11 protein-coding genes are annotated in these 9,866 nt (G+C 45.9%); 8 read left to right on the top strand and 3 right to left on the bottom strand.

Going from position 1 to position 9,866, the window contains the following annotated elements; all coding sequences use genetic code 11:
* Window positions 1–148 precede the first annotated feature (148 nt).
* Complete coding sequence (locus GY843_RS20715; RefSeq protein ID WP_297312580.1) at window positions 149–829, bottom strand: Bax inhibitor-1/YccA family protein; 681 nt, start codon at window positions 827–829, stop codon at window positions 149–151.
* A gap of 125 nt (window positions 830–954) precedes the next feature.
* Here GY843_RS20715 and GY843_RS20710 point away from each other — a divergent pair, with 125 nt between their 5' ends.
* The 4 genes from GY843_RS20710 to GY843_RS20695 all read left to right on the top strand — a co-directional run bounded on the left by GY843_RS20710 (window position 955) and on the right by GY843_RS20695 (window position 4,860).
* Window positions 955–1,722, top strand: coding sequence for a pseudouridine synthase (locus GY843_RS20710; RefSeq protein WP_297312579.1), 768 nt, complete (start codon window positions 955–957; stop codon window positions 1,720–1,722).
* A 55-nt stretch (window positions 1,723–1,777) separates the two neighbouring features.
* On the top strand, window positions 1,778–2,788 hold the full coding sequence (locus GY843_RS20705) for a thioredoxin fold domain-containing protein (protein ID WP_297312578.1): 1,011 nt from the start codon (window positions 1,778–1,780) through the stop codon (window positions 2,786–2,788).
* Between the two features lie 88 nt (window positions 2,789–2,876).
* The gene (gene mtnN / locus GY843_RS20700; protein WP_297312577.1) at window positions 2,877–3,629 is read left to right on the top strand and encodes a 5'-methylthioadenosine/S-adenosylhomocysteine nucleosidase; all 753 of its coding nucleotides are present in this window, start codon (window positions 2,877–2,879) and stop codon (window positions 3,627–3,629) included.
* Between the two features lie 52 nt (window positions 3,630–3,681).
* Window positions 3,682–4,860, top strand: coding sequence for an alanine--glyoxylate aminotransferase family protein (locus tag GY843_RS20695; RefSeq protein ID WP_297312576.1), 1,179 nt, complete (start codon window positions 3,682–3,684; stop codon window positions 4,858–4,860).
* 97 nt (window positions 4,861–4,957) lie between these two features.
* Here the strand turns inward: GY843_RS20695 and GY843_RS20690 are convergent, their stop codons facing one another.
* Entirely contained in the window at window positions 4,958–5,440 is a 483-nt protein-coding gene (locus GY843_RS20690; RefSeq protein WP_297312575.1) for a TlpA disulfide reductase family protein, read from the bottom strand.
* 155 nt (window positions 5,441–5,595) lie between these two features.
* Between GY843_RS20690 and GY843_RS20685 the strand changes: the two genes are divergently transcribed.
* Entirely contained in the window at window positions 5,596–6,465 is an 870-nt protein-coding gene (locus GY843_RS20685; protein ID WP_297312574.1) for an NAD(P)-dependent oxidoreductase, read from the top strand.
* Window positions 6,466–6,584: 119 nt separating this feature from the next.
* Entirely contained in the window at window positions 6,585–6,716 is a 132-nt protein-coding gene (locus GY843_RS20680; protein ID WP_297312573.1) for a hypothetical protein, read from the top strand.
* A 43-nt stretch (window positions 6,717–6,759) separates the two neighbouring features.
* On the opposite strand, the gene GY843_RS20675 is transcribed toward GY843_RS20680, so the two are convergent.
* Complete coding sequence (locus tag GY843_RS20675; protein ID WP_297312572.1) at window positions 6,760–7,575, bottom strand: DUF1853 family protein; 816 nt, start codon at window positions 7,573–7,575, stop codon at window positions 6,760–6,762.
* Window positions 7,576–7,656: 81 nt separating this feature from the next.
* Between GY843_RS20675 and GY843_RS20670 the strand changes: the two genes are divergently transcribed.
* Complete coding sequence (locus tag GY843_RS20670; protein WP_297312571.1) at window positions 7,657–7,962, top strand: excinuclease ABC subunit C; 306 nt, start codon at window positions 7,657–7,659, stop codon at window positions 7,960–7,962.
* Window positions 7,963–7,973: 11 nt separating this feature from the next.
* Window positions 7,974–9,815, top strand: coding sequence for an excinuclease ABC subunit UvrC (gene uvrC, locus GY843_RS20665; protein WP_297312570.1), 1,842 nt, complete (start codon window positions 7,974–7,976; stop codon window positions 9,813–9,815).
* Window positions 9,816–9,866: the final 51 nt, after the last annotated feature.

The raw sequence follows: 9,866 nt of genomic DNA, 5'->3' as shown, positions 1-9,866 counted from the left end.
GGAAAAAGGGGAGGACTGAATGATGATGGAAAATTTCATTGCTTGTTCACTAACGTTGCTTGCGAAAGACTAGATAGAGTTTGAGTTCATATAAATAAAAAGCCCCGCCATCTTACCAGAAAGCGGGGCTTTTCTTGAAAACTGATTCTTAGTCGTCGCTCATGAAACCTAGGATACTCATCAGGTGAATGAACAGGTTGTAGATATTCAGGTACAGGCTTACTGTTGCCATGATGTAGTTTGTGTATACACCGTTAACAATATTGCTGGTGTCATACAAAATCATGCCGCACATCAGTAGTACAATCAGCCCAGAAAATGCCAAATGTAGAGCTGGCATGTGAATGCCGAATAGCGGAAGAACAAAAAGAGCAACCATGGCTACCAGAGCAACGATCATACCCGCTGACAAGAACCCGCCCATAAAGCTGAAATCTTTTTTTGACGTCAGCACGTAAGCTGAAAGACCAAAGAACGTCAGGGCAGTCATGGCGAACGCTGTCGTTACAATCTCGCCGCCATTAGCAAGGCCTAGATAGCGGTTGATAACTGCGCCAAGGCCAAATCCCATCAAGCCAGTAAAAGCAAAAACTAGTGGAAGGGCAGCGGCGCTGTTTTGTTTCTTGTTAAGAATGAATAGCATTACAAAACCTAAAATAACTGCTCCTATGTAAGCGATCATTGGCGCTTGAACCAGCATAGCTATGCCAGCAGTGACAGCACTCACAACCATTGTCATTGCCAGCAGCATATAAGTGTTGCGAATTACTTTGTTCGTCTGAAGAATTGATTGCTCAGAACGAACGTCGTAAGTATTAACGTTACGCATATTATCCTCGAAAGAATGTCCTTGTTATTTATTACCCATATATATAAGCATTTTACTCGGTTTTTCAAGGGGAGATGCTTATAATTTCCAGCTTTATAACGCCATACGTGTCCTGTGCTTGATATATGACTGAGCTAAATATCCTCTTTGAAGATGAACATCTGATTGCTGTAAACAAACCTTCTGGATTGTTGGTCCATCCTAGCTGGATTGCTCCCAGAGGCACTCCTAATCTTGCATCGATGCTTAAACAATACTTCGAGGGCGGTAGCCCGTATACAATTCATCGCTTAGATCGACCAACCTCTGGCGTTATTTTGTTTGGCAAAAACAAAGAGATAGCGCAGAAAATGAATGTGATTTTTGCAGAGAGGAAAGTTGATAAAACTTACCTTTGTATGGTCCGTGGTTACACTTCAGAACAGGATGTGATCGATTACCCGCTTAAAGAGCAGCTGGATAAAATTGCGGATAAACATGCGGATCAGGATAAGCCTGCACAGGATGCGGTCAGTCACTACAAGCGGCTTGCAACTGTTGAGATCGATATGCCTGTGGGTCGCTACGAGAAGTCACGCTACTCACTGGTCGAGGTTAAACCTCAAACCGGCCGTAAACACCAGATCCGTCGTCATATGAAACATATCTTCCACCCAATAGCGGGTGATACTAAGCATGGTGACAATAAGCATAACAAGGCTCTTAGAGAGCGTTTTGAACTGCAGCGTTTGATGCTAATGGCTAGCCATATAAGCTTTGAGCACCCGATTACTGGCGAGATTCTATCAATTACAGCTCCTGTAGATACCTATACTGACCAGCTCTTCGCGAGCTTTGGTTGGCAAGGGCTTTTCCCGCCGAGTATGCAAGAAGAGCCAATCGAAGGTTGCTGATCTGCGTTTCTGCAACCAGAATTAGAGGGTTAACCAGCAAAGAGGCAGGCCGCACATGAAGACCGTTGCTTATTTATTCTCCCTGTTAGTTTTCCTGAGCAGTATTGAGCTTAAAGCGGAAGAAACCAGGCTGCTTGAGTACTCAGGAAGTGCGATTGAATCACCATACTGGTTCAAAGATAGTTTTCTTGAGCTAGAAGATGATATCGAGGAGGCAAAGGAAGAGGGCAAAAAACTGATCGTTTACTTCCATCAGGCTGGCTGCCCCTACTGTTACAATCTGGTCCAGCAAAGTCTTCTTGACCCTGTTCTTGGGCAATATATCCAGGAAAACTTTGATCTGATCGCGCTGAACTTATGGGGTGATCGTGAAGTGACACTTCCTGACGGAACTGTTCTCACTGAAAAAGAGCTGGCGATCGAGTGGAAGGTTCAATATACGCCAACGCTAATTTTTTACACCGATTCTGATGAGCCATTTCTGCGTATAGATGGCTACCGTAGTAAGGAGATGCTGGCCAAAATTCTTGATTATGTCGTCTCAGGAAATACTGAAACATCACTGGCGCAGTCGCTCATCAATAAAGATATTACCGGCGAGCTTTATCCCTCAGTTTCATTTCAAAGCAGTGATGATCTTAGTGGTTTAGAAAAAGATAAACCGTTAGCAGTTCTATTCGAATATCCCGGCTGCGAAGATTGTAATCAGCTGCATAAACAGGTGTTAAGTCGCTCAGATACTTTTAAAAATCTTGAGAGGTATCAAGCCTATCGTTTTGATATTTCTAAAGAAAAAGAAATAACTCTCCCGTCAGGTGAAAAGCTGACAGCCCAAGAATGGACCAATAAATTAGGGCTTAGTTATTTTCCGAGCATGTTGCTTTTTGACGCTCAGGCAAAAGAGCAGTTCCGGGTTGATGGTTATGTTCAGGCTTTTCATTTTAACACCGCATTAGAATACGTCAGCGATAAGGTTTACCAGCGCATGCCTGAATTTCAGCGTTTTATTAACGAGCGGGCTGACAGACTTCGTGATCAGGGTCAAAAAGTCGTTATAACCCAGTAAATTCGCGCATTTCGGCTATTTTTTTACGCGGAGCTGTGCTCTAATCCGCCAGATAAATTGCGTTTGAAAAGATGGTAGCTAACCCTAGATGAGCAACGGAAATAATATGGCTGATCTGCTGAAGCAGAAAGATGGCAATATCCGCATCGGTATTATCGGTGCAATGGATGAAGAAGTAGAGCTGCTTAAATCTTCACTCGAAGATCGTGAAGATCATGAAATCGCGGGTTATCACCTGCATACAGGTAAGATCCACGGAAAAGAGATCGTTTTACTCAAATCCGGTATTGGTAAAGTGAATGCAGCTGTTGGTACCACCATGCTGCTTCAAATGTTTAAACCTGACTGCATCATCAATACCGGTTCAGCAGGGGGGTATGACCCTGAACTGAATGTTGGTGACATAGTGATCTCATCTGAAGTACGTCATCACGATGTTGACCTGACGGTATTCGGTTATGAGTACGGCCAAGTGGCGCGTCACCCTGTGGCATACTACCCAGACGAAACCCTTGCTGATGTCGCAGAGCGCTGTATCTCCCGCATGGAGGGGATGCACACGACCCGCGGATTGATCTGTACAGGTGACCAGTTCATGAACGATCCGGATCGGGTTGAACGTAAACGCAAGCTGTTCCCTGAGATGAAAGCCGTCGAGATGGAAGCAGCTGCTATCGCGCAAACCTGTTACCTGTTTGGAACGCCTTTTATCATTATTCGCGCGCTTTCTGATATCGCCGGTAAAGAATCCGGAGTCTCTTTTGATCAATTCCTGGTCACTGCAGCTAAACATTCCGCAGAAATGATCATCGCAATGATTGATGAGTTAGCGTCGAGCTGATACAAATAAGGCCCTATATCTACAACAAGCCAAAGTGTAAGGGCCTTTTTAAATGACAACCACTTTTCACCCTCCTGTACGGACACTGATGGGACCTGGTCCATCAGATGTAAGCCCACGTGTTCTATCTGCAATGGCGCGACCTACCATTGGTCACCTTGATCCTGAATTCATCCGCATGATGGATGAAGTCAAAACCATGCTGAAAAACCTGTTCAAAACAGAAAATGAGCTGACAATGCCTGTTTCTGCACCGGGTTCTGCTGGCATGGAAGCATGCTTTGTTAACCTCGTTGAGCCAGGTGATAAAGTTATTGTTTGCCAGAATGGTGTGTTTGGCGGCCGCATGAAGGAAAACGTCGAGCGCTTTGGTGGTGAAGCTATCATGGTGCAGGATGAGTGGGGCACCGCTGTCGATCTTGAAAAAGTTAAAGCCGCTTTCGCTGCAAATGAGAATGTGAAGGCTTTGGCATTTGTGCATGCTGAAACGTCTACAGGCGTTCGCTCTGATGCGAAAGCTTTGTGTGAACTGGCTCACGCTAATGGCGCACTGGCTATTGTTGATGCGGTAACTTCTCTGGGTGGTATCGAAGTTGATGTGGATGGCTGGGGTATTGATGCGATCTACTCTGGTACTCAGAAGTGCCTGTCTTGCCCTCCAGGCATCTCGCCTGTGAGCTTTAGCCAGAAGGCTGTTGAAGCGGTACAGAACCGTAAGACGCCTGTACCAAGCTGGTTCCTGGATAAGAACCTGGTTATGGGATACTGGGGTGGGGGCGGAAAACGTGCTTACCACCACACAGCACCTGTAAACTCACTCTACGCTCTGCATGAAGCATTAGTGATTTTGGAAGAGGAAGGGCTGGAAAATGCCTGGGCTCGCCATCAGAAACTGCACCTGGCGTTACGAGCTGGTCTTGAAGCGATGGGTATCAGCTTCCTGGTTGACGAAGAGAGTCGTTTGCCTCAGCTAAACTCTGTTGTTATTCCTGAAGGTGTAGATGATGCAGCTGTTCGTACAGCTCTGCTTCAGAACTACAGCCTGGAAATAGGAGCGGGCCTAGGTGCGCTGGCAGGTAAAGTATGGCGTATCGGTCTGATGGGTAGTGCATGTACTCAGCGTAACGTTATGTTATGTCTGGATGCTTTGGAAAATACCCTGGCTTCTATGAATGCGCCGATTAAAGTAGGCGTAGCAGCTCAGGCAGCAATGGCTGTACTGGCTGAATAGTTGTTTTCAAGCTGCAAAGATTATTAAAGCCCTTGCTCTTATGAGTAGGGGCTTTTTAGATTCTAGCTAGGGAAGGGAGAAAAGGTATTTTGGTGCTCTATAAGGCACTGGCACTGTCTTTGTTTATCACCGATTCAATCTCTTGTACTGACTCTGCGCTATCCCAATCTCGGGCTCCAAGGACTTTCGTCACAACCTCGCCATTTTGATCAAATAGGATGGTTGTTGGTAATGCTCTTAAGCCCAGTTCACCAAATGATTTCCCTTCTTCGTCTAACAGAATGGGAAAGGTTAAATCTGAGCTCAATTCCATCAGGAAACTTGAAACAGCCGCGCTGTCTTCTCCTACATTTACCGCCACTATTTCAAAAGGCTTACCATCTAGCTGCTCTCTTAGGCGTTGCATAGAGGGCATCTCTTCTATACAGGGTGGACACCATGTGGCCCAGAAGTTCAGCAGAACAACTTTTCCTTTGTATTCGGATAAACTCACCTGTTGACCTTCAACGTTGGCAAAGTTGAGCTTATAAGGACTATCGCTGTTAGCGAGCGTCGAAACAGGAGTAGTCAAGCTAAGCACGAAGACAAAAAAAAGTAAGAAGCAAATAAAAATATCCGATAAAAACAGAAGCTAAATAGTAACAGAAATGCCTTTTACAGAAAGCAGCATGATTTATACTGAGTCCTCACTCATCTATATAGTTCCCGGAATAAAGTTTCAGGTTTGAGGTAGTTATGAACGTTGCATTTATCGGTTTGGGGGTAATGGGTTATCCCATGGCAGGGCATCTGGCTAAGGCAGGTCACAGCGTTTGCGTCTATAACCGGACCACTGCCAAGGCTGAGGCCTGGGCCGGAGAGTACACAGGTAGCTTTGTGGCAACACCCGCTGAAGCTGCAGCGAATGCAGAGATCGTATTTACCTGTGTCGGTAATGACGATGATCTTCGTCACGTTACTTGTGGTCCTGAAGGTGTCTTTGTTGGCATGAAGCCGGGAGCAGTACTGGTCGATCACACAACGGCTTCTGCAAATATTGCCAGAGAGCTTGATAGCATCGCAAAAGAAAAAGGTTTTCAATTCCTTGATGCGCCTGTATCCGGAGGCCAGGCGGGTGCAGAGAATGGGGTACTAAGTGTCATGGTTGGTGGTGATGAGGACGCTTTTGCGAAAGCTGAGCCTGTTATTGATGCCTACGCTAAGTCTACCCGGCTGCTAGGCGACGCTGGCTCTGGTCAATTGGCCAAAATGGTAAATCAGATCTGTATTGGAGGTTTACTGCAATCTCTTTCTGAAGCAGTACATTTTGCCAAACGCTCGGGCCTTGATGCGGAGCAGGTGTTTGATGTTATTCAACATGGCGCTGCGGGTTCATGGCAGATGGTTAACCGTCATCAGACTATGATTGCTGATCAATATGACTTTGGTTTTGCTGTTGACTGGATGCGAAAGGATTTTCAAATCGTCCTGGATGAAGCGCGTCGTAATGGTGCCCGTCTACCTGTTACTTCGCTTGTGGATCAATTCTATGCTGATGTGCAGGAGATGGGAGGAGGTCGTTTAGACACCTCTAGTTTGTTGAAAAGACTAGAACCAGGAGAATAAGCTTATAACACTTTATTTTGTAAGGTTTTTATAAGCTATAGAGGCATAGACACTGCTGTTTCAGAATATATAATTGCCGCGATAACTATTACATAATCTCATAATCTGAGGACAGTTCTATGGACAAATACAGCATGATCTCTGCTGCCCCAAGCCTGGTAATCGTAGCGGCTATGATTATCGGTACAGTTGTAGCGGTTGCTACACTTAAAAAAGTTATTGCTAAAGACGCTGCAGCTGCAGAAAAATAAGCGATGACCTCAGGCTATCCTGCGATGCAGGGTAGCCGGTTTCCTACCAGCCTTCCGGCACGATAAATCCCCGATCTTTCTCTACCCATCTACTTTTCTCGAATCTGCCTCGGTTAACCAGTACTGGGAAATCCACTCCATCTAATCGAGTTTTTAATTCATCGAGTGAATAGTTTTCGATAACGTTTGGTGATAACCAATATGGTTTTTTCATGATCGAGTAGTGATACTGGGTGCCGAGGAGTTCTGCTTCTGACTTTCTCATCCACCAGCCGCGAAGATGTTCAGGGTTTATGTCTGGCGCGAAAGTTTCTACATGAGCAGCTGATGCAGCTTCAAATTCAGAAAAGGGGTGAAACAGATAACCCCGAAGCAGCAAAATTTTGTGCTTTGGTTGATGACCTAGCTCTGCGCAGGTAATAGTTCCTTCATCAGTTGAGGATAGGGCTAGCTGGTGGGAGAGCATGCGTTGCCATTTGATATCCAACCGATCCTTTTTCCCAGGGCCTATAAAGTGGCTAAGCTGATCACCTTTTCCTACTCTCAGATAAAATTTAACGGCACATTCCAGGTGAAAATCTCCAGCTGGTGAACTGCCGATAAAATCAAATTCCCCAAGAGTGATCTTGCCTGAAAAGACCTTAATATTTCTTTTTATATCAATGGAGTTAGGCGCACTATTTAAAATCTGGCTTACAAGGTCTTCGAAGTAAATACCAAGCCGTTTGTTATTATCAGCAGGCAAAAATTCATGACCTGACAAGCTAATCTGATCAGTTAGCCATTTAAAGTCACTTACCCCCTCAGGTAGATCCATTAGAGAGGGAGTGTTCATAATCCAGTCTAGGTCGGCAATCATCTTAAATATCTAGTTACATTCGCTCATTTTCGCCTTAAAGTATGGGGCAAACTCCGCTGTGAATTAAGAGAAAATGATCCTATGAGCCGTACAAACACCAAAGCAGCCCCGTTAAGTGAGCAAAATCGTGATGTGATGATGGCTGACTCTGACATCAATAACATTCTCGTAAACGGCGCTCAGATATCTTTGACCAAGCTTCGTCGGTCACGCAGTACAGATGCGCGTTTGTGTTATTACGCTGAAATCGGGGTTTACCTAGAAGTATCACTCTCTCGTGGTGCCGGTATTACAGAAGCCACTATGGAGGCTCTGGAGGAGATTCACCGCATCGCAACCCACGAATATATGGATACCCGCAAGCAGAAAGCCCTGGCCGCTGATTAGTACACAGTTCCGTGACAGAAGAGATACAACCGACCGAGTTTGACTCGAAAGCCTTTCTGCAGCAGCTGACAACGCGCCCTGGGGTTTACCAGATGTACGGCAGTGATGAGCAACTGCTGTATATTGGTAAGGCAAAAAATCTGAAAAATCGCGTGAGCAGCTATTTTCGCAGCACGGGGCTCAGTGTAAAAACGCGTTCTCTTGTCAGCCGCATCGCTGATGTACAGATCACCATCACCAACAGTGAAACAGAAGCTCTTCTTCTAGAGCAGAATCTGATCAAGCAGTACCGGCCTCCGTACAATATCTTGTTACGGGATGATAAATCCTATCCCTATATTTTTATCTCTGACAAAGAGCGCTATCCGGCAGTTCGTTTCAGCAGGGGAGCAAAGCGTAAGAGTGGTCGCTATTTTGGGCCATTTCCCAGCGGAGGCGCGGTCCGGGACAGTCTGAATCTATTGCAGAAAATCTTTCGGATTCGTCAGTGTGACGAGAGCTTCTTTAAGAATCGCTCACGTCCATGTCTTCAGTACCAGATAAAACGTTGTACAGCGCCATGTGTTGAGTTGATCTCTGCTGATGAGTACCAACAGGATATTCGACACGCGGCCATGTTCCTGGAAGGTAAAAACAGTGCAGTAATGGATGAAATAGCCAGCCAAATGGAAAAAGCCTCTACAGAGCTTAATTTCGAACAGGCGGCTTCATATCGTGATCAGTTGATCAGCCTACAGAAGGTGCAGGAACAGCAGTATGTTTCTGGTATGCAGGGGGATGCGGATGTTATTGCCTGTGCATTACAGCCCGGTGGTGTTTGTCTGCACATGCTATTTGTGCGCGGGGGTAGGATTATTGGGAGTAAATCACACTACCCAAAGGTTTCTGTTGAAGAGACTGAGGAAGAGATACTCTCCGCGTTTATTGCTCAGTGGTACCTATCTGCCCAAAGAGAGATCCCTCCTTACGTTATAACCTCAGCCGCCATTGAGGATGCTGAATGTCTCGAAGAGGCTTTGGCATCGGAGCGTGATAAAAAGGTCAAAGTTGCGCATAAAGTCCGCGGGGAGCGTTCAGCTTGGCAGAAGCTGGCACAGACCAACGCTGAGCAGCAGCTGGGTAGCTATCTGGCGAACAAAAAGAATATCTATAACCGTTTCCTTGAGTTACAGGAAATCCTGAGCCTTGATGAGGTGCCGCAGCGCCTGGAATGTTTTGATATCAGCCACAGCTCAGGTGAGGCAACGGTTGCTTCCTGCGTGGTTTTTGATCGCAATGGCCCACTGAAATCTGATTACAGGCATTTCAATATCGAGGGAATAACTGGCGGAAATGATTACGCCGCGATGCATCAGGCTCTTGAAAGGCGCTACAAACGCCTTAAAAAGGGTGAAGCCAAGATGCCAGATATTCTGCTGATTGATGGTGGCAAAGGCCAGGTAACCCAGGCTCTCGAGGTTCTGGATCAGCTGGAAATAACTTCAGTGCTAGTGGTGGGTGTCGCGAAAGGGCCAACACGTAAGGCTGGATTTGAGGTGCTAATCTCCGGTGATACCGGAGAGGAAACGGTTCTTGAAAGTGACTCATCGGCTCTTCATCTTATTCAGCATATTCGGGACGAAGCTCACCGATTTGCTATTACTGGCCATCGCGCTAGAAGAGGTAAGGCGCGTAAAAAGTCGGTATTGGAAGATATTCCTGGAGTAGGGCCTAAAAGAAGACGAGAGTTACTACGTCATTTTGGTGGAATTCAGGAAGTTGAGCGCGCCAGTATTGAAGAAATTGCAAAAGTCTCTACCATAAGCCAAACCATTGCCGAGGAAATCTATGCGGCACTTCATCCTGATGCATAAGACTTAGATGAAAATACCCAATATTCTTACACTACTGCGCATTGCTTTAAT

Source organism: Neptuniibacter sp. (assembly GCF_024231755.1).
Lineage (GTDB): Bacteria > Pseudomonadota > Gammaproteobacteria > Pseudomonadales > Balneatricaceae > Neptuniibacter.
The sequence above is the reverse complement of the archived record's forward strand: the minus strand, read 5'-3'. Positions and strand labels throughout refer to the sequence as shown.

Bases quoted from the DNA above. Each gene is read 5' to 3' on its own strand.
- GY843_RS20715 (WP_297312580.1), bottom strand. From the start codon at position 829: ATGCGTAACGTTAATACTTACGACGTTCGTTCTGAGCAATCAATTCTT.
- GY843_RS20710 (WP_297312579.1), top strand. From the start codon at position 955: ATGACTGAGCTAAATATCCTCTTTGAAGATGAACATCTGATTGCTGTA.
- GY843_RS20705 (WP_297312578.1), top strand. From the start codon at position 1,778: ATGAAGACCGTTGCTTATTTATTCTCCCTGTTAGTTTTCCTGAGCAGT.
- mtnN (WP_297312577.1), top strand. From the start codon at position 2,877: ATGAGCAACGGAAATAATATGGCTGATCTGCTGAAGCAGAAAGATGGC.
- GY843_RS20695 (WP_297312576.1), top strand. From the start codon at position 3,682: ATGACAACCACTTTTCACCCTCCTGTACGGACACTGATGGGACCTGGT.
- GY843_RS20685 (WP_297312574.1), top strand. From the start codon at position 5,596: ATGAACGTTGCATTTATCGGTTTGGGGGTAATGGGTTATCCCATGGCA.
- GY843_RS20680 (WP_297312573.1), top strand. From the start codon at position 6,585: ATGGACAAATACAGCATGATCTCTGCTGCCCCAAGCCTGGTAATCGTA.
- GY843_RS20675 (WP_297312572.1), bottom strand. From the start codon at position 7,575: ATGATTGCCGACCTAGACTGGATTATGAACACTCCCTCTCTAATGGAT.
- GY843_RS20670 (WP_297312571.1), top strand. From the start codon at position 7,657: ATGAGCCGTACAAACACCAAAGCAGCCCCGTTAAGTGAGCAAAATCGT.